This window comes from Streptomyces sp. NPDC054770 (assembly GCF_053611985.1).
Genome location: NZ_JBSHBL010000079.1, coordinates 26,316 through 45,039 on the forward strand (window position 1 = coordinate 26,316; position 18,724 = coordinate 45,039).

Annotated in this window: 15 protein-coding genes; 12 read left to right on the plus strand and 3 right to left on the minus strand. The window is 70.1% G+C overall.

Translation table 11 applies throughout. The features are described 5' to 3' along the window. Window positions 1-73 precede the first annotated feature (73 nt). Together ACWGKQ_RS42275 and ACWGKQ_RS42280 are read right to left on the minus strand one after the other, a co-directional pair. On the minus strand, window positions 74-2,464 hold the full coding sequence (locus ACWGKQ_RS42275) for an MFS transporter (protein WP_453297361.1): 2,391 nt from the start codon (window positions 2,462-2,464) through the stop codon (window positions 74-76). Window positions 2,465-2,619: 155 nt separating this feature from the next. Next, entirely contained in the window at window positions 2,620-3,063 is a 444-nt protein-coding gene (locus ACWGKQ_RS42280) for an SRPBCC family protein (protein ID WP_453297362.1), read from the minus strand. A gap of 181 nt (window positions 3,064-3,244) precedes the next feature. Between ACWGKQ_RS42280 and ACWGKQ_RS42285 the strand changes: the two genes are divergently transcribed. From ACWGKQ_RS42285 to ACWGKQ_RS42295, 3 genes are all read left to right on the plus strand, one after another. After that, entirely contained in the window at window positions 3,245-4,285 is a 1,041-nt protein-coding gene (locus ACWGKQ_RS42285) for an Rv2578c family radical SAM protein (RefSeq protein ID WP_453297363.1), read from the plus strand. A gap of 155 nt (window positions 4,286-4,440) precedes the next feature. Next, entirely contained in the window at window positions 4,441-6,009 is a 1,569-nt protein-coding gene (locus tag ACWGKQ_RS42290; RefSeq protein ID WP_453297364.1) for an alpha/beta hydrolase, read from the plus strand. A 57-nt stretch (window positions 6,010-6,066) separates the two neighbouring features. After that, window positions 6,067-6,618, plus strand: a complete 552-nt coding sequence (locus ACWGKQ_RS42295) for an N-acetyltransferase family protein (RefSeq protein ID WP_453297365.1) — start codon at window positions 6,067-6,069, stop codon at window positions 6,616-6,618. Here ACWGKQ_RS42295 and ACWGKQ_RS42300 read toward each other — a convergent pair. Continuing rightward, the gene (locus tag ACWGKQ_RS42300; protein ID WP_453297366.1) at window positions 6,605-7,180 is read right to left on the minus strand and encodes an adenylosuccinate lyase; all 576 of its coding nucleotides are present in this window, start codon (window positions 7,178-7,180) and stop codon (window positions 6,605-6,607) included. The genes ACWGKQ_RS42295 and ACWGKQ_RS42300 overlap by 14 nt on opposite strands. A 380-nt stretch (window positions 7,181-7,560) precedes the next feature. Here ACWGKQ_RS42300 and ACWGKQ_RS42305 point away from each other — a divergent pair, with 380 nt between their 5' ends. From ACWGKQ_RS42305 to pssA, 9 genes are all read left to right on the plus strand, one after another. Beyond that, window positions 7,561-9,366, plus strand: a complete 1,806-nt coding sequence (locus ACWGKQ_RS42305) for a 3-hydroxyacyl-CoA dehydrogenase family protein (protein WP_453297367.1) — start codon at window positions 7,561-7,563, stop codon at window positions 9,364-9,366. A 118-nt stretch (window positions 9,367-9,484) separates the two neighbouring features. Continuing rightward, on the plus strand, window positions 9,485-10,318 hold the full coding sequence (locus ACWGKQ_RS42310; RefSeq protein WP_453297368.1) for a TetR family transcriptional regulator: 834 nt from the start codon (window positions 9,485-9,487) through the stop codon (window positions 10,316-10,318). Between the two features lie 589 nt (window positions 10,319-10,907). Continuing rightward, the gene (gene ccrA / locus ACWGKQ_RS42315) at window positions 10,908-12,251 is read left to right on the plus strand and encodes a crotonyl-CoA carboxylase/reductase (protein ID WP_351707624.1); all 1,344 of its coding nucleotides are present in this window, start codon (window positions 10,908-10,910) and stop codon (window positions 12,249-12,251) included. 17 nt (window positions 12,252-12,268) lie between these two features. After that, the gene (locus ACWGKQ_RS42320) at window positions 12,269-14,317 is read left to right on the plus strand and encodes a protein meaA (RefSeq protein ID WP_453297369.1); all 2,049 of its coding nucleotides are present in this window, start codon (window positions 12,269-12,271) and stop codon (window positions 14,315-14,317) included. After that, window positions 14,314-15,279 (plus strand): HpcH/HpaI aldolase/citrate lyase family protein, encoded by a 966-nt coding sequence (locus ACWGKQ_RS42325; protein ID WP_453297370.1) that lies wholly within the window; start codon window positions 14,314-14,316, stop codon window positions 15,277-15,279. Before ACWGKQ_RS42320 ends, ACWGKQ_RS42325 begins: the two co-directional genes overlap by 4 nt. Window positions 15,280-15,284: 5 nt before the next feature. Next, a complete protein-coding gene (locus ACWGKQ_RS42330) occupies window positions 15,285-15,797 on the plus strand; it encodes a MaoC family dehydratase (protein ID WP_062667068.1) in 513 nt (170 codons plus the stop codon). Between the two features lie 3 nt (window positions 15,798-15,800). Next, on the plus strand, window positions 15,801-17,006 hold the full coding sequence (locus ACWGKQ_RS42335) for an acyl-CoA dehydrogenase family protein (RefSeq protein WP_453297371.1): 1,206 nt from the start codon (window positions 15,801-15,803) through the stop codon (window positions 17,004-17,006). A 169-nt stretch (window positions 17,007-17,175) separates the two neighbouring features. Then, window positions 17,176-17,832 (plus strand): phosphatidylserine decarboxylase, encoded by a 657-nt coding sequence (locus ACWGKQ_RS42340; protein ID WP_384039766.1) that lies wholly within the window; start codon window positions 17,176-17,178, stop codon window positions 17,830-17,832. A 22-nt stretch (window positions 17,833-17,854) separates the two neighbouring features. Next, window positions 17,855-18,679 carry a CDP-diacylglycerol--serine O-phosphatidyltransferase gene (gene pssA, locus ACWGKQ_RS42345; protein WP_383699807.1) on the plus strand — a complete coding sequence of 275 codons (825 nt, stop codon included), beginning with the start codon at window positions 17,855-17,857 and terminating at the stop codon, window positions 18,677-18,679. The last annotated feature ends 45 nt before the right edge of the window (window positions 18,680-18,724 follow it).

Genomic DNA, 18,724 nt, shown 5'->3' on the forward strand with positions numbered 1-18,724 from the left:
GCGGCGCGCGGTTCCCTCCTCTTCCCTCCTCTTCCCTCCTCTTCCCTCCTCTTCCCTCCTCTTCCGTGCTCTGTCAGTCCTCGTGGCCGAGCTGGAGATCGCGTTCGGTACGGCCGCCGCCCGCGACCTGGAGCACGGTGGCGACCGGCGGGTAACCGGCGGCGATGACGGTGTACTCGCCGGAGGACAGGTCCACGAACCGGAACGTTCCGTCGGCACCGGTGGTGAGGGTGTCCACCACGTTCCCGGCGGCGTCGAGCAGCGTCACCCGCGCGTCCTCCACGGGCCGGCCGCCGCCCGCCCGGACGGTGCCCTTCAGCACGGCGCCGCCCGCGAGTTCGACGTTCTGCCGGGTCTCCCGGGAGGCCTGGACGGTGACCGGGAGGGCGGCCGGGCGGAAGGCGGGGGCGCTGCCGGCGAGGGTGTACTCGCCGGCCACCAGCTCGCTGATGACATAGCCGCCCTCACGGCCGCTGCGGACACTGGCGACGACCTCGCCGTGCACGTTGGTGAGGGTGACGGTGGCGTCCCGTACCGGAGTGCCGTCGGCGGTGACCACGCTGCCCGCGAGCCGCCCGGCACCGCCGAGGACGACGTCCAGCTCGACGGGCCGCTCGCCGACGGTCACCGTGACTGCCTGCGGCTGGTGCCCGCCGGCGGCGGCGATCAGGACGTACGACCCGGAGCCGGGCGTGGCCAGGGCGTAGCGGCCGTCCTCGGCGCTGGCGCCCCGGCCGATCTGCCGGCCGACGGCGTCGATGAGGGTGAGCGCGGCACGGGGCACCACGGTCCCGTCGGGGTGCTGCACCGTGCCGCAGACGGGGATCCCGGCGCCGGTGTGCGGCGACCGGGTCTGCGGGATCGGGGCGTTCACGGCTTCGGATCCCGTTTCTGCGATGGGATGGGACACCAGCGGTTTCTCCTTGAGGAAGCAGGCCACGAGCAGGCCGAGGACGAGCACCGGGACCAGGTAGAGGAAGATCCGGGGCATGGCGTCGGCGTAGGCGCGGATGTAGGCGTCGCGCAGCGCCGGGGGCAGCGCGTGGACGAGCTGCGGGGTGATGGACTGGGGGTCGGGCAGGCGGGCGCCGGCCTGGGCGGGGAGACGTTCGTGCAGGGCGTCGGTGAGCCGGTCGGCGAAGAGGGTGCCGAAGACGGCGGCGCCGACGCTCCCGCCGATCTGCCGGAAGTAGTTGTTGGCGCTGGTGGCGGTGCCGAGGTCGGCGGGGCGTACGGAGTTCTGCACGGCGAGCACGAGCACCGGCATCACCATGCCGATCCCGGCGCCGAGGACGGCCATCCAGATGCTGTACTGCCAGCGCGGGGTGCCGACTTCGAGGCGGGACAGGAGCCACATGCCGACGACCGACACTCCCCCGCCGAGCACCGGGTAGATCCGGTAGTGCCCGGTGTGACTGATGAGCTGTCCCGCGACGACCGAGGCGCCGACGATCCCGCCCATCATGGGCAGCATCAGCAGTCCGGACCCGGTCGCCGAGGCGCCGTCGACCATCTGGAGGAAGGTCGGCAGATAGCTGGCGGCACCGAACAGGGCGACGCCGATGACCAGTCCGACCAGGCTGCTCACGTTGAAGACGGAGTCCCGGAACAGCCGTGGCGGGATGAGGGGTTCGACCGCGTGGTGCTCGACGACGAGAAACAGTCCTGCGGCGACCGCCGCGCCGGCCCCCAGCCCGATGATGACGCGCGAGCCCCACGCGTAGTCCGTGCCGCCCCAACTGGTCAGCAGTACCAGGCAGGTGGAGGCGGCGGCGAGCAACAGCGCGCCCAGCACGTCGAAACGGGCGCGGGCCCGGTGCCTCGGCAGCTTCAGTACGAGGGTGACGACGGCCAGGGTGACCAGCCCGAAGGGGACGTTGACGTAGAAGCACCAGCGCCAGGACAGGTGGTCGGTGAAGTATCCGCCGAGCAGCGGTCCGGCGACGGAGGCGAGGCCGAAGGCGGCGCCGATCAGGCCCATGAAGCGGCCACGCTGCCGGGGCGGCACGATGTCGGCGATGATCGTCTGCACGCCGATCATCAACCCGCCCGCGCCGACTCCCTGGACGGCGCGGAAGGCGATCAACTGGTCCATGCTCTGCGCCCGTCCGGCCAGCGCGGAGCCGACGGCGAAGACCAGGATCGCGAACTGGAAGACGCCCTTGCGGCCGATGAGGTCGCCGAGCTTGCCGTAGACGGGGAGGCCGATGGTGGCGGTGAGCAGGTAGGCGGTGATCGCCCAGGACATCTTGTCGAGGCCGTGCAGTTCGCCGACGATCTTCGGCAGCGCGGTGGCCACGATCATCTGGTCCAGCGCGGCGAGGAGCAGGGCGAGCATCAGCCCGCAGAACACCAGCCGGGTGCGGCGCGGCCCGAGTCCGGAGACCGGGGCGGGTTCCGGTACGGGGGCGTCCACGGGTGCCGCGGCCGGTTCCTCGTACTGCACCAGCGTCGTTCCGCCCACGTACCGCTCCCCTCGTCGCGCCTGCGCACAATTGCCGCCTTATTTCCCGTAGGGCGACAACTGCGAGCAAGCACGACGAGTTACGGCACGAGACCGGTCGGACCGGAGATCCACTCGAACCGGTGAGGGGCCAACAGGCCTGGATTCCCGGGAGGTTACTTCTCGACCTCGGTGGCGAGTTTGTCGAGGATCCCGTCGTAGATCCGGCCGAGGCCCTTGGGCGCGAAGGTCTTCTCGAAGAAGCCGCCGATGCCGCCGGCGCCCTGCCAGGTGGTGTGGACGACGACCTTGGCCTTGCCCTCACCGGCCGGGGTGACGCGCCAGGTGGTGACCATGGAGGAGTTGCGGTCCTTCTCGACCAGCTCGCCGTCGGTGGGCTCGCTGACCTCCAGGAGGCAGTCCCGGACCCGCTTGCTGGTGGCCTGGAGCTTCCAGTGGACCAGGGTGCCCTCGCCGTCGCCGCCCTCGCGCACCTCGTACTCGCTGAAGTGCTCCGTGAGCAGGTTCGCGCGCGTGCCGCTGTAGTCGGCGAGGGTGTCGAACACCTTCTCCGCGTCCGCGGCGACGACCCGTTCCGTAGTGGCCTCGACCTGCGCCATCGCTTTCCTCCAGCACCTGAGTTCTCGGGGTTGCGCCAAGCCAACCACCCCGCCGCCCGGCCGCCCAAATCGGGGTGCCGGAAGCGGTCGGAAACGGTGTCCGCGCGGTCTCCACAGATCGTTCGCACGATCATGGGAACAGATGTTCTATTCTCTGGGGCAGTGCTACCGAGGAGGCGTCATGCGCTGGGAGAACCTCACCGAGGAGACCGGACCCGGCCGGACCGGCACCGCGCTGTTCGGCGCGGACGCGGTCACGACCCGTACCTTCGACACGCCCGAGTTCCGTGGGATCACGTTCCACGAGGTGCGGGCGCGGTCGATCATCAACCGGGTGCCAGGGGCGTCGCGGATGCCGTTCGAGTGGACGGTGAACCCGTACCGGGGCTGCACGCACGCGTGTGTGTACTGCTTCGCCCGCAAGACCCACAGCTATCTGGACCTGGACACCGGGATCGGTTTCGACACCCAGATCGTGGTCAAGGTGAACGCGCCGGAACTGCTCCGCCGGCAGCTGGGTTCGCGCCGCTGGCTCGGCGACCACGTCGCGATGGGCACCAACGTCGACTGCTACCAGCGCGCCGAGGGCCGCTACCGGCTGATGCCGGGCATCATCTCCGCCCTCACCGAGCACGCGAACCCGTTCTCGATCCTGACCAAGGGCACCCTGATCCTGCGCGACCTCGACCTGCTGCGCCGGGCGGCGGACGTCACGGACGTCGGCATCTCGGTCTCGGTCGGCTTCGTCGACCCCGAGCTGTGGCGCACCGTGGAGCCGGACACCCCGGCCCCCGAGCGCCGCCTGGACGTCGTACGCGCCCTCGCCGAGGCCGGTGTCGGCTGCGGGGTCCTGATGGCGCCGGTGATCCCCTTCCTCGGCGACCACCCGGCCCAGCTCCGGGCCACCGTGCGGGCGATCGCGGCGGCCGGGGCCACCTCGGTGACACCCCTGGTGCTGCACCTGCGGCCCGGCGCCCGCGAGTGGTTCATGAGCTGGCTCGCGGCGCATCACCCGCATCTGGTGCGGCGCTACGAGCGGCTGTACGCGGAGGGCGCCTACGCGCCCAAGTGGTACCAGCGCCGGATCACCCGCCAGGTCCACGAGCTGGCCCAGGAGTACGGCATCGGGCCGAACCGGTCGGTCACCCCGCGCCGGATCCCGGTACCGGCGGCGGTCGAGGAGCCCGTCGTGCCGGAGCCGACCCAGCTCACGCTGCTCTGAGCGCGTTCGCGACCGCGGGGGGGCGTTCGGGCGCAAGCCGCGGACCAATTGGGTCATTAATCGTCAGAACGGGTTCTTCCGGGGGCCGTTGCCGGGACGATGCGGCGAGGACCGTGGCACGTGCGGTCCGCGACCCTCCGTCCTGGGAGGACCCCATGCGAACACGCGCAGCCGTGCTGTGCGCCGCAGCCGCTGTCGTGGCCGGTTCGGTCACCGCCCTGCCCGCGAGCGCCACCGCCCGAGCCCCCGTCCAGGTGTCCCCGGTGACCTGGAAGAAGTGTGGCACCACCGACTACCCGACGCTCCAGTGCGGCACGGTCAGGGTGCCCCTCGACCACCGCAACCCGCGCGGGAAGCAGATCACCCTCGCCCTCTCCCGCGTCCCGCACACCGCGTCGGCCTCGCAGGGCCCGCTGCTGGTCAACCCCGGCGGCCCCGGCGGCAGCGGGCTGGCCCTCGCGGGCTTCGTGGCGTCCACGCTGCCCAAGAAGGTCGCCGCCCGGTACGACGTCATCGGCTTCGACCCGCGCGGGGTCGGCAGGAGCACTCCGGCGATCGACTGCGCGCCCGGCCACTTCAAGCCGGTGCGTCCCGACTCGGTCCCGGCCACCCCCGCCCTCGAACAGGCGAACCTCAAGCGGGTGCAGTCGTTCGCGGCGGCCTGCGGCAAGAAGTACGCGAACCTGCTGCCGTACCTCGACACGGTCAGCGCGGCACAGGACATGGACTCGATCCGCCAGGCCCTCGGGGCCCGGCAGATCAGCTACTTCGGCTACTCCTACGGCACCTACCTGGGCGCGGTCTACGCGAAGCTGCACCCGGACCGGGTCCGCCGCCTGGTGCTGGACTCGATCGTGGACCCCACGGGCGTCTGGTACGACGACAACATGAGCCAGGACTACGCGTTCAACGACCGCCAGCGCGCGCTGATGGCGTGGATCGCGAAGTACGACTCCACGTACAAGCTCGGCACCGACCCGGAGAAGGTCGAGGCCGAGTGGTACGCCATGCGGGCCGCGCTGGCGAAGAAACCGGCGGGCGGCAAGGTGGGCGCCGCCGAGCTGGAGGACACCTTCATCCCCGGCGGCTACTACAACGGCTACTGGCCCTACCTGGCCGAGGCGTTCTCCGCGTACGTACACGGCAAGAAGACGGCGGCGCTGGTCGAGGCGTACGAGAACTTCGCCGCCGTCGACGCGTCCGGCGACAACGGCTTCAGCGTCTACGCGGCCGTGCAGTGCCGGGACTCCTCCTGGCCGCGGGACTGGAACCAGTGGCGCAAGGACAACTGGGCGGCGTACGAGAAGGCGCCGTTCATGGTCTGGAACAACGCCTGGTACAACGCGGCGTGCGCGTACTGGCCGACGAAGACGCTGCGGCCGACGGACATCGCGGGCGGCAAGCTCCCGCCGGTCCTCCTCTTCCAGGCGACGGACGACGCGGCCACCCCCTACCAGGGCGGCGTCACGGTCCACCGGCTGCTGGCCGGCTCCAGCCTGGTCGTGGAACAGGGCGGCGGCAACCACGGCATCACGCTCAGCGGCAACACCTGCCTGGACACCTACCTCGCCGCCTACCTGGCCGACGGCACGGTCCCGCACGGGGACGGCACCGCCGACGCGGTCTGCAAGAAGACCCCCGACCCGAAGCCCCTCACCACCAAGGCGGCCTCGACCTCGTCACGCGGCTCGATCCTGCACGGCCTGCTGGGATTCCGCGGCTGAACCGGCCCTGACGGCCCGTCGGGAGCGTTGGCAGACCCGTGGTCCTAGGGTGCCGCCATGAACGCCGAAAGCTCGCCCCGCGGCCCCTCCCTCCGAATCCGCCCCATGACACTGGACGACTGCGACCGCGTCTCGGAGATACGCGTCCGGGGCTGGCAGTACGCCTACCGGGGGCTCATGCCGCAGCCGTTCCTGGACGGACTCAGTGTCGAGGGGGACGCCGAGCGGCGGCGGACCCGGTTCCTTGACGGCGGGGACGGGGTGACGGAGCTGGTCGCCGAGCGGGGCGGCTCGATCGTGGGGTGGGCGGCGCACGGGCCGTACCGGGACGGTGAAGTGCGCACCGGCGACGCCGAGTTGTACGCCATCTACGTGGATGCCGCGCACCTGGGTACCGGCGCGGGGCGGGCGCTGCTCGCGACGGTCCTCGAGCAGTGCGCCGGGTACGCGCGCGTGTACCTGTGGGTGCTGAAGGGGAACGCGCGCGCCCGGCGGTTCTACGAGATCGCGGGCTTCACGGCCGACGGCGCCGAGGAGCCGTACGAGGTCGACGGGGTGGCGGTGCCCGAGGTGCGGTATGTCAGGGAGCTCCGCGTCACCTCTGCCTAGGGATGCGGGCCAGGGCCTGGACGGCCGCCTCGGCGAGGGTGGGGTGGGCCAGGGCCTCGCTCAGGACGCGCCGGGCGCGGGTGTCGCCGAGGGTGCCGAGGCCGTCCACACAGGCGAGGGCGACCTTGCGGTAGGGATCGTGCGGGCGCAGGCGGCGCTCCAGGGTGGTGATCAGGGCGGGGACGGACTCCGGGGCCCGGAGTTCGACCAGGAGGCGGACGGGGTGCAGGGCGTAGGCGACGCGGAGTTCGTTGGTGGCGAGGGCGGCGGCCGCGCGGGCGGTCCGCGGGTCGTGCAGGCGTGCGAGGGCGTAGGCGGCGGAGGCGCAGCGGGGCGGGTCGCGGTGGTTGAGGAGAAGCACCAGGGTCTCGAAGGCCCGCCGGTCACCGGCCGTCCCCAGCCGGAACGCCGCCAGCTCCCGGGCCCACAGGGGCTGCCCGGCGGCGGTGAGCACCTCCGCGAGTTCGTCATGGTCCTCGGTGGCCAGGAGCCGGTCGTAGGCGGCCGTCCCCTGCGACTCCTGCCGCAAACGCTCCGTGAGTGATCGCAACTCTTCGTCCACGAAGCCCAGCGTAGAGGGGTTGCGGGAGGAGGGGGACGTACATCACAAAGTCGGGGGGCTGGCGCGCTCGTTACCCGCCGGTTAAGCTCAATCGAGCGAGTCACCCACTCGCAGTAACGTTCACGTCGGTTTGGTGACGCAGCCGCCGTGAGCATCAAGTCGGTTCGGTACCTCGGTACCGCAGTACGACTCGGCTTTGGGACAGGGCCGGTCGGAATCCGCCGCTCCCGGGCGTGTGCACGCCCGCGGCAGCAGCAACCGGGCGTGTGCGCTCGCAGCCCGGCGACACCCGCATTCACGCAGCTCTCTCCGCACCCGGTGCGCCCCTCGGCGCACCCGGGCGCGTTTCCAGTCGTCACCCTCATTCCTGGAGTCCCGCGATGGCCACTCCCCAGTCCGACCCTTCCCTGTCCCCGCTCAAGACGGTCGCCGTCGTCGGCCTCGGCACCATGGGCACCGGTATCACCGAGGTCCTCGCGAGGGCCGGCCGCGAGGTGATCGGCATCGACGTCAGCGAGGCCCAGGCCGCCCGGTCCGTCGCCGCGCTGGAGTCCTCCACCGCCCGTGCCGTGGCCCGCGGCAGGCTGACCGAGCAGGAGCGCGCCGACGTCCTCGGCCGGGTCCGCACCGGCACCGACCTGACGGCCGCGGCCGACGCCGACCTCGTCATCGAGGTGGTCCCGGAGTCGTACGACATCAAGCACCAGGTCCTCCGCGAACTGGACGGCATCGTCCGCCCGGAGACCATCCTCGCCACCGGCACCAACGCGCTCTCCGTGACCCGGCTGGCCGCCGACTCGGCCCGCCCCGAGCGCGTCCTCGGCCTGCACTTCTTCAATCCGGCGCCGGCGATGAAGCTGGTCGAGGTCGTCTCCTCGGTGCTCACCGCGCCGGGCGCCGTCGCCACCGTCACCGACCTGGCGATCGAGCTGGGCAAGGAGCCGGTCGCGGTCGGCGACCGCCCCGGGTTCGTCGCGGACGGCCTGCTGTTCGGCTACCTCAACCAGGCCGCCGCGATGTACGAGGCGAAGTACGCCTCCCGCGAGGACATCGACGCGGCCATGCGGCTCGGCTGCGGCCTGCCGATGGGCCCCCTCGCCCTGCTGGACCTGATCGGCATCGACACCGCGCGGACGGTCCTGGAGGCCATGTACGCCGAGTCCCGCGACCGGCTGCACGCCCCTGCGCCCATCCTCAAGCAGCTCAGCGAGGCGGGCCTGACCGGCCGCAAGTCGGGCCGCGGCTTCTACACCTACGAGGCCCCGGGCAGCGCCGGCGTCGTCCGCGACGCGCTCACCCCGCTGGACGGCGCCGCGCTCACCCCGGGCCGTACGGTCCGCTCGGTCGGCGTCGCCGGCTCCGGCACCATGGCCTCCGGGATCGCCGAGGTCTTCGCCAAGGCCGGGTACGAGGTCGTCCTCGCCGCCCGCAGCGAGGAGAAGGCACAGGCCGCCAAGGCCCGCATCGGCAAGTCCCTGGACCGCTCCGTCGGCAAGGGCCGGATGACCGCCGAGGCGGCCGCGCAGACCCTGGACCTGATCACCCCGGCCGGCTCGTACGACGCCTTCGCGGACGTCGACCTGGCCGTCGAGGCGGTCGCCGAGGACCTGGAGGTCAAGCGGCAGCTGTTCGCGGCCCTGGACAAGGTCTGCAAGCCGGGGGCGGTCCTCGCCACCACCACCTCCTCGCTGCCGGTCGTCGCCTGCGCCCGCGCCACCTCGCGGCCGCAGGACGTGATCGGCATGCACTTCTTCAACCCGGCGCCGGCCATGAAGCTGGTCGAGGTCGTCCGCACCGTGCTGACGGCGGAGGACGTCCACGCCACCGTCCGCGAGGTCTGCGCGAAGATCCGCAAGCACGCGGTGGACTGCGGCGACCGGGCCGGGTTCATCGTCAACGCCCTGCTGTTCCCGTACCTGAACAACGCGATCAAGATGGTCGAGGAGCACTACGCCTCGCTCGACGACATCGACGCGGCGATGAAGCTCGGCGGCGGCTACCCGATGGGCCCGTTCGAGCTCCTCGACGTGGTCGGCCTGGACGTCTCGCTCGCCATCGAGAAGGTGCTGCACCGGGAGTTCCGCGACCCGGGCCTGGCGCCCGCGCCGCTCCTGGAGCACCTGGTGGCCGCGGGCTGCCTCGGCCGCAAGACCGGCCGTGGCTTCCGCGAATATGCCCGCCGCTGACGGCGTCGGCGACTGGTTCCGGGACGAGAAGGAGTGGGGCGGACTGCTCGACCCGGGGGACGGTCCCCCGCCCTTCGCGGGCGGGGGAAACCCCGGACCTGCGCATCAAGCTGCGCACATGCAGTACGTTCGGGTCATGCCCCAGCCCGCCAGGTCCTCACGCACCCCCGCCACGCCCGACGCCCCGGAGAGCGCCGCGGGCAGCCGCGCGGCGGCCCAGCGGCTCAAGATGCGCCGGGAGCTGGCGGCCGCCGCGATGGAGCTCTTCGCGACGAAGGGGTACGAGGCGACCACCGTCGACGAGATCGCGGCCGCGGCCGGGGTCGCCCGCCGCACCTTCTTCCGCCACTTCCGCTCCAAGGAAGAGGCGATCTTCCCGGACCACGACGACACGCTGATCCGCGCCGAGGCCGTGCTGAACGCGGCCCCGGCCCATGAGCACCCGCTCGACACGGTGTGCCGCGGCATCAAGGAAGTCATGAAGATGTACGCGGCCCGGCCGGAGATCTCGGTCGCCCGCTACAAGCTCACCCGTGAGGTGCCCACCCTGCGCGAGGCCGAGATCGCGTCGGTGGCCCGTTACGAGCGGCTCTTCACCCGCTACCTCCTCGGCCACTTCGACGAGCACGCCCACGCGGACGACGCGAACGACGACCCGCTGCTGGCGGAGGTCGCGGCGTCGGCGGTGGTCACCGCCCACAACCACGTGCTGCGGCGCTGGCTGCGGGCGGGCGGCCAGGGGGACGTGGAGACCCAGCTGGACCACGCCTTCGCGATCGTCCGGAAGACGTTCGGGACGGGGATCGGGGCGGGCCGGGAGGCCGCGCCCCGCCCGGCCGCGCCGGCCTCGGTGGCGTCGCAGGGCGAGGTGCTCGTGACGGTGGCCAGGACCGATGCACCGCTCGACGAGGTGATGCGCACGATCGAGCAGGCGCTGAAGGAGCGGTCGTAGCGTGACCGTCGTGGCGGGCCGCGGTCACCGAACCGCGGCTGTGCCGCTCGTCCTCAAACGCCGGACGGGCTGAGTCATGGGTTGCGGGCCGGCCTGAAAAGTGCCGCCGGACCGCCGCCCTCCCCCGTCGCCGACAGCACCCCGGGAGTACCGAGGCCGCCGAGTCGGCCTGCCTGGCGGAGCTGCCCTGGCGCGTACGTCACGCGGTTCGTGTGACCCACGCCTCGCCGCCCGCCTCCGACATCCGAACGACTCCCACAAGACGGGCCATTTTCCCCTACCCGCCAGTAGGTTTGATCGATCATCGCTCATTTGTTACGTAAAGATTTCATCTGAGAGCGATTACTGGCACTCAGTGCCTTGCCACCTGACACGCGGTGTCATACCTTCAAGGTGTCCGGCCTGTCCCGGTGAGCCCATCGGCCCACCCGCCGGACGCCTGCGTCACAGGCAACCTCCCGCGCCACAAAGCGCTGCCGAAGCACCACCCCCGCCGAACCGACGGCATCTTTCCCAAAACCCTCAGCAGCACCGACGTAACCCTCAACGCCCCTTCCCTCAAGGGGCGCGCATCGCCGGAGGCAACACCGTGACCACTCAGGCCATTCTGGACGCGATCCAGTCGCCGGAATCGACGCCGGCCGACTTCGCCGCCCTGCCGCTTCCCGAGTCGTACCGCGCGATCACCGTGCACAAGGACGAGACGGACATGTTCGCGGGCCTGGAGACCCGCGACAAGGACCCGCGCAAGTCGATCCACCTCGACGAGGTCCCCCTGCCCGAGCTGGGCCCGGGCGAGGCCCTGGTCGCCGTCATGGCATCGAGTGTCAACTACAACTCGGTGTGGACCTCGATCTTCGAGCCGCTGTCGACCTTCGGCTTCCTGGAGCGCTACGGCCGCCTCAGCGAGCTCACCAAGCGGCACGACCTGCCGTACCACATCATCGGCTCCGACCTCGCCGGCGTCGTCCTGCGCACCGGCCCGGGCGTCAACGCCTGGAAGCCCGGTGACGAGGTCGTCGCGCACTGCCTGAGCGTGGAGCTGGAGTCCAGCGACGGCCACAACGACACCATGCTCGACCCCGAGCAGCGCATCTGGGGCTTCGAGACGAACTTCGGCGGCCTCGCCGAGATCGCCCTGGTCAAGTCCAACCAGCTGATGCCGAAGCCGAACCACCTCAGCTGGGAGGAGGCCGCCGCCCCGGGCCTGGTGAACTCCACCGCCTACCGGCAGCTGGTCTCCCGCAACGGCGCCGGCATGAAGCAGGGCGACAACGTGCTGATCTGGGGCGCGAGCGGCGGACTCGGCTCGTACGCCACGCAGTTCGCGCTGGCCGGCGGCGCCAACCCGATCTGTGTCGTGTCCTCGCCGCAGAAGGCGGAGATCTGCCGCGCCATGGGCGCCGAGGCGATCATCGACCGCAACGCCGAGGACTACAGGTTCTGGAAGAACGAGCACGAGCAGGACCCGCGCGAGTGGAAGCGCTTCGGCAAGCGCATCCGTGAACTCACCGGCGGCGAGGACGTCGACATCGTCTTCGAGCACCCCGGCCGCGAGACCTTCGGCGCCTCGGTCTACGTCACCCGCAAGGGCGGCACGATCGTCACCTGCGCCTCCACCTCGGGCTACAACCACGAGTACGACAACCGCTACCTGTGGATGTCCCTGAAGCGGATCATCGGCTCGCACTTCGCCAACTACCGCGAGGCCTGGGAGGCCAACCGGCTGATCGCGAAGGGCAAGATCCACCCGACGCTGTCGAAGGTCTACTCCCTGGAGGAGACCGGCCAGGCCGCCTACGACGTGCACCGCAACCTCCACCAGGGCAAGGTCGGCGTGCTCTGCCTCGCCCCCGAGGAGGGCCTCGGCGTGCGCGACGGGGAGATGCGTGCCAAGCACCTCGACGCCATCAACCGCTTCCGCAACATCTGAGACACCCGAGGTCATAGATGACTGAGCGTCAGATCGCCGACGGAGCACGTGTGAAGGACCGGCCGTGGCTCATGCGCACGTATGCCGGGCACTCCACGGCCGAGGCGTCCAACGAGCTGTACCGGCGCAACCTCGCCAAGGGCCAGACGGGTCTGTCGGTGGCGTTCGACCTGCCGACGCAGACCGGCTACGACCCCGACCACATCCTCGCCCGCGGCGAGGTCGGCCGGGTGGGCGTGCCCGTCTCGCACCTCGGTGACATGCGCCGGCTCTTCCAGGACATCCCCCTGGAGCAGATGAACACCTCGATGACGATCAACGCCACGGCGATGTGGCTGCTGGCGCTCTACCAGGTGGTCGCGGAGGAGCAGGGCGCGGACATCACCAAGCTCCAGGGCACGACCCAGAACGACATCGTCAAGGAGTACCTGTCCCGGGGGACGCACGTCTTCCCGCCGGGGCCGAGCCTCCGCCTGACGACGGACATGATCGCGTACACGGTCTCCCACATCCCGAAGTGGAACCCGATCAACATCTGCAGCTACCACCTGCAGGAGGCGGGCGCCACTCCGGTCCAGGAGATCGCGTACGCGATGTCCACCGCCGTCGCCGTCCTCGACGCCGTCCGCGACAGCGGCCAGGTGCCGCAGGAGCGCATGGGTGATGTCGTCGCCCGCATCTCCTTCTTCGTGAACGCGGGCGTCCGGTTCGTCGAGGAGATGTGCAAGATGCGCGCGTTCGGCCGCATCTGGGACAAGGTCACCCGCGAGCGGTACGGCATCGAGGACCCCAAGCAGCGCCGCTTCCGGTACGGCGTCCAGGTCAACTCGCTCGGGCTGACCGAGGCGCAGCCGGAGAACAACGTCCAGCGGATCGTCCTCGAGATGCTCGCCGTGACACTGTCCAAGGACGCACGCGCGCGTGCCGTGCAGCTGCCCGCGTGGAACGAGGCACTCGGTCTGCCGACGCCCTGGGACCAGCAGTGGTCGCTGCGCATCCAGCAGGTGCTCGCCCATGAGAGCGACCTGCTGGAGTACGAGGACATCTTCGAGGGCTCGCACGTCATCGAGGCCAAGGTCGCCCAGCTGGTCGAGGACTCCCTCGCCGAGATGGACCGGATCCAGGAGATGGGCGGCGCGATGGCGGCCGTCGAGTCCGGCTATCTGAAGTCGCAGCTGGTGTCGTCCCACGCGGAGCGGCGGGCCCGGATCGAGTCCGGCCAGGAGAAGATCGTCGGCGTCAACATCTTCGAGACGACCGAGCCGAACCCGCTGACCGCCGACCTGGACACCGCGATCCAGACCGTCGACCCGGCGGTCGAGGCGAGGGTGGTGGCGGCGATCGGGCACTGGCGCGACACGCGCTACCAGCCGCCGTTCAACCACCCGCGGCCCTGCAAGGCCCTGGAGCGGCTGAAGGAGGCCGCCAAGGGCACCGACAACCTCATGGAGGCCACCCTGGAGTGCGCCCGCGCGGGCGTCACGACCGGCGAGTGGGCCGGGGCCCTGCGCGAGGTGTTCGGCGAGTTCCGGGCGCCCACCGGGGTCTCCTCGGCGCCCATCGCGGTTCCGGTGGAGCCGGGCTCGGCGCTGGCCGAGGTGCGGGCCCGGGTGGACGCCACCGCACATGAGCTGGGCAGCGGCAAGCTGCGCTTCCTGGTCGGCAAGCCCGGCCTCGACGGGCACTCCAACGGCGCCGAGCAGATCGCCGTGCGCGCGCGGGACGCCGGCTTCGAGGTGGTCTACCAGGGCATCCGGCTCACCCCCGAGCAGATCGTGGACGCGGCCCTCGCGGAGGACGTGCACGCGGTCGGCCTGTCGATCCTCTCCGGCTCGCACGCCCAGCTGGTCCCCGATGTCCTGGAACGACTCCGTGTGGCCGGTGCCACAGATATACCGGTGATCGCCGGTGGCATCATCCCGAATGGTGACGCCGCGCAGCTCAGGGAAGCCGGAGTGGCCGCGGTCTTCACCCCGAAGGACTTCGACATCACCGGAATCATCGGCCGCATCGTCGACGAGATCCGGAAAGCGAACAAGCTCGACCCCCTGGAGGTCCCCGCATGACCACGCCCGTCAACCGGCTCCGCCCGCGGCGCTCCTGCCTGGCCGTGCCCGGCTCGAACCCCCGCTTCCTGGAGAAGGCGCAGGGTCTCCCGGCGGACCAGGTCTTCCTCGACCTGGAGGACGCGTGCGCGCCGCTCGCCAAGCCCGGGGCGCGGCACACCATCGTGAAGTTCCTCAACGAGGGCGACTGGACCGGCAAGACGCGCGTGGTCCGGGTCAACGACTGGACGACCGAGTGGACCTACCGTGACGTCGTGACCGTCGTCGAGGGCGCCGGCCAGAACCTCGACTGCATCATGCTGCCGAAGGTCCAGACGGCCCAGCAGGTCGTCGCGCTGGACCTGCTGCTCACCCAGATCGAGAAGACGATGGGCTTCGAGGTCGGCAAGATCGGCATCGAGGCGCAGATCGAGAACGCGCAGGGCCTCAACAACGTCAACGAGATCGCGCAGGCCTCCCCGCGCGTCGAGACGATCATCTTCGGCCCGGCCGACTTCATGGCGTCCATCAACATGAAGTCGCTGGTCGTGGGCGAGCAGCCGCCCGGCTACCCGGCGGACGCCTACCACTACATCCTGATGAAGATCCTGATGGCCGCCCGCGCCAACAACCTCCAGGCGATCGACGGCCCCTACCTCCAGATCCGCAACATCGACGGCTACCGCGCGGTCGCGCAGCGCGCCGCGGCCCTCGGCTTCGACGGCAAGTGGGTGCTGCACCCGGGCCAGGTCGAGGCGTCCAACGAGATCTTCTCGCCGTCGCAGGAGGACTACGACCACGCCGAGCTGATCCTGGACGCGTACGACTACTACACGTCCGAGGCGGGCGGCAAGAAGGGCTCCGCGATGCTCGGCGACGAGATGATCGACGAGGCCAGCCGCAAGATGGCCCTGGTCATCTCCGGCAAGGGCCGGGCCGCCGGCATGCAGCGCACGTCCAAGTTCGAGATCCCGGAGGCGTGACCGCGATGCAGTTCGGACGCACGTACGAGGAGTTCGAGGTCGGGGCGACGTACAAGCACTGGCCCGGAAAGACGGTCACGGAGTACGACGACCACCTGTTCTGTCTCCTCACCATGAACCACCACCCGCTCCACATGGACACCAACTACGCCGAGAAGACGACGGACTTCGGCAAGAACGTGGTGGTCGGGAACTACATCTACTCGCTGCTGCTGGGCATGTCCGTGCCCGACATCTCGGGCAAGGCGATCGCCAACCTGGAGATCGAGTCGCTCAAGCACGTGGCGCCGACCTTCCACGGCGACACGATCTACGGCCAGACGACCGTGCTCGACAAGTGGCCCTCGAAGTCGAAGAACGACCGCGGGATCGTCTACGTCGAGACCAAGGGCTACAAGCAGGACGGCACGCTGGTGTGCGTCTTCCGCCGCAAGGTGATGGTGCCGACCGAGACGTACATCAAGGAGCGCGGCGGCGAGCAGCCGGGCCGCCCCGAGCTGAAGGAACAGGGGAAGTAAGCGATGGCCCGTCTCGCCCAGACCGCCGGTCTGACCGACATCCAGCAGGAGATCCTCTCCACCGTCCGCGACTTCGTGGACAAGGAGATCCTCCCGGTCGCCACCGAGCTGGAGCACCGCGACGAGTACCCGCAGCAGATCGTCGACGGCCTCAAGGAGCTCGGCCTGTTCGGCCTGATGATCCCCGAGGAGTACGGCGGCCTGGGCGAGTCCCTCCTGACGTACGCGCTGTGCGTCGAGGAGATCGCCCGCGGCTGGATGTCCGTCTCCGGGATCATCAACACGCACTTCATCGTGGCCTACATGCTCAAGCAGCACGGCACGCAGGAGCAGAAGGAGCACTTCCTGCCGCGGATGGCGGCCGGCGACATCCGGGGCGCGTTCTCGATGTCGGAGCCGGGCCTCGGCTCGGACGTGTCGGCGATCACCTCGAAGGCGGTGCAGGACGGCGACGAGTACGTCCTGAACGGCCAGAAGATGTGGCTGACGAACGGCGGCACGTCGTCCCTCGTGGCCGTCCTCGTGCGAAGTGACGAAGGACACCCCGAGGGCACGGCCCCGCACAAGTCGATGACGACCTTCCTGGTCGAGAAGGAGCCCGGCTTCGGCGAGGTCCGCCCCGGCCTCACCATCCCGGGCAAGATCGACAAGATGGGCTACAAGGGCGTCGACACCACCGAGCTGATCATGGACGGGCTGCGGATCCCGGCCGATCGGGTGCTCGGCGGGGTCACCGGCCGAGGTTTTTACCAAATGATGGACGGAGTCGAGGTCGGCCGCGTCAACGTGGCGGCGCGTGGCTGCGGTGTCGCCCAGCGTGCGTTCGAGCTCGGTGTCCGGTACGCCCAGCAGCGTCACACTTTCGGCAAGGCGATCGCCCAGCATCAGGCCATCCAGTTCAAGCTGGCGGAGATGGCCACCAAGGTCGAGGCGGCCCATGCCATGATGGTCAACGCCGCACGCAAAAAGGACTCCGGGGAACGAAACGACCTGGAGGCCGGGATGGCGAAGTACCTCGCCTCCGAGTACTGCAAGGAGGTCGTGGAGGACGCCTTCCGCATCCACGGCGGCTACGGCTTCTCCAAGGAGTACGAGATCGAACGTCTCTACCGTGAGGCGCCCATGTTGCTGATCGGCGAAGGTACCGCCGAGATCCAGAAAATGATCATCGGGCGAAGGTTGCTCGAAGAGTATCGATTCCAGGGCTGATTGTCCGTGTACGGGGTGTTTTCTTCGAGAAGAAGATCACACCCCGTCAACGGTCTTCGGCCGCCGACTCGGCTTCCTGGCTTGCCCAGTTGCGGCCCCCGACCGGTACGATCCCGGAAAGCCGCCGTCCCCATTTCCTGCGCGGCATCATCCGCTACGAAGGTCATCCATGCCCCACAGCCAAACCTCTGCACATCGAGACAGCCTGGCCGGCGTACGCCTCGCGCGCGGAGCATCGCCGTGGCTTCTCCCGACCGTCGCCACCGCAGCCGTCAGCCTCCTCCGCGCCCGTCGCTCCGGCGCCGCGAAGGCCGTCGCCCTGCCCGCCACCGCACTCGCGGCGGGCATGCTGTGGTTCTTCCGCGACCCCGAGCGTGAGATCGCCCAGGGCCGTGTCATCTCGCCTGCCGACGGTGTGGTGCAGAGCATCATGCCGTGGAAGGACGGACGCACCCGCGTCGCCATCTTCATGAGCCCGCTCAACGTCCACGTCAACCGCGCGCCCCTCTCGGGCCAGGTGACGTCGGTGGAGCACATCCCCGGTGGCTTCGTTCCCGCCTTCAACAAGGAGAGCGAGAACAACGAGCGCGTAGTCTGGCATTTCGACACCGAACTCGGCGACATCGAGATGATCCAGATCGCCGGTGCGGTAGCCCGCCGTATCGTGCCCTACGTCCCGCAGGGCACGAAGGTCGAGCAGGGCGACCGCATCGGGCTGATCCGCTTCGGCTCGCGCGTCGACATCTACCTGCCCGAGGGCGTGGAGGTCGCGGTCGAGGTCGGCCAGAAGACCGTGGCTGGGGTGACTCGCATTGACCGTGATTGATCCTGAGACCCAGGCGGGCTGGGTGCCCGAGGCCGACGAGATCGGCGAGGACGAGGAGGAGATGCCGCTCTCTCTCCGCCTCTCGATAGCGGACACCCTCACGCTCGGCAACGCCACGTGCGGCTTCATGGCGGTGTACTTCACCACCACCGGCATCCTGATCCCGCACCTCACCGGGGACGACCAGTCGGCCGGCATGGCGCGCCACAGCGCCGCGACCGCGGTCATCCTCATGCTCTGCGCGGCCGTCTTCGACCTGTTCGACGGCCTGGTGGCACGGAAACTGCGCTCCTCCCCCATGGGCGCGGAACTGGACAACCTGTCCGACCTGATCAGCTTCGGCCTCGCGCCGGCGTACTTCGTGCTCGTCTACGGCATGGTCGCCGACGACGCGTACCAGAAGGTCGCCGCCGTCGGAGCGGTCGTGGTGCTCCTCGCCGTGGTGCTGAGACTCGCCCGCTTCTCGTGCGTGACACCGCGGAACGGCATGTTCCAGGGCATGCCGAGCCCCTTCGGGGCGCTGACCGTGGTCTCGATCGTCCTCCTGGAGCTGCCGTTCTTCGCGACGCTCCTGGCGATCCTCGGCACCGCGTGGCTGATGGTGAGCCGGGTCGAGTACCCGAAGCCGCGCGGCCGCCTCGCCGGGGCGATGCTGGCCTGGATCGTCCTCTCGATGGGCCTCCTGGCGGCCTGGGCCTTCGACGCCCCGGGCGGCCAGCTGCTCCTCCAGACCGGCTGCGCCCTGCAACTGGTGATGGGTGCGGTCATCCCGCTGTTCGCCACGGCCCGCCGGGTGAACAACTTCCGCGACAACAGGCGCGAGGCGCGGGCGGCGCAGCTGCCCTGACCCTCGTGCCGACGTGAAACGGGTGTGGCCCGAGCCTCTCAGGCT

Bases quoted from the DNA above. Each gene is read 5' to 3' on its own strand.
- ACWGKQ_RS42280 (WP_453297362.1), bottom strand. From the start codon at position 3,063: ATGGCGCAGGTCGAGGCCACTACGGAACGGGTCGTCGCCGCGGACGCG.
- ACWGKQ_RS42285 (WP_453297363.1), top strand. From the start codon at position 3,245: ATGCGCTGGGAGAACCTCACCGAGGAGACCGGACCCGGCCGGACCGGC.
- ACWGKQ_RS42290 (WP_453297364.1), top strand. From the start codon at position 4,441: ATGCGAACACGCGCAGCCGTGCTGTGCGCCGCAGCCGCTGTCGTGGCC.
- ACWGKQ_RS42295 (WP_453297365.1), top strand. From the start codon at position 6,067: ATGAACGCCGAAAGCTCGCCCCGCGGCCCCTCCCTCCGAATCCGCCCC.
- ACWGKQ_RS42305 (WP_453297367.1), top strand. From the start codon at position 7,561: ATGGCCACTCCCCAGTCCGACCCTTCCCTGTCCCCGCTCAAGACGGTC.
- ACWGKQ_RS42310 (WP_453297368.1), top strand. From the start codon at position 9,485: ATGCAGTACGTTCGGGTCATGCCCCAGCCCGCCAGGTCCTCACGCACC.
- ACWGKQ_RS42320 (WP_453297369.1), top strand. From the start codon at position 12,269: ATGACTGAGCGTCAGATCGCCGACGGAGCACGTGTGAAGGACCGGCCG.
- ACWGKQ_RS42325 (WP_453297370.1), top strand. From the start codon at position 14,314: ATGACCACGCCCGTCAACCGGCTCCGCCCGCGGCGCTCCTGCCTGGCC.
- ACWGKQ_RS42330 (WP_062667068.1), top strand. From the start codon at position 15,285: ATGCAGTTCGGACGCACGTACGAGGAGTTCGAGGTCGGGGCGACGTAC.
- ACWGKQ_RS42335 (WP_453297371.1), top strand. From the start codon at position 15,801: ATGGCCCGTCTCGCCCAGACCGCCGGTCTGACCGACATCCAGCAGGAG.
- ACWGKQ_RS42340 (WP_384039766.1), top strand. From the start codon at position 17,176: ATGCCCCACAGCCAAACCTCTGCACATCGAGACAGCCTGGCCGGCGTA.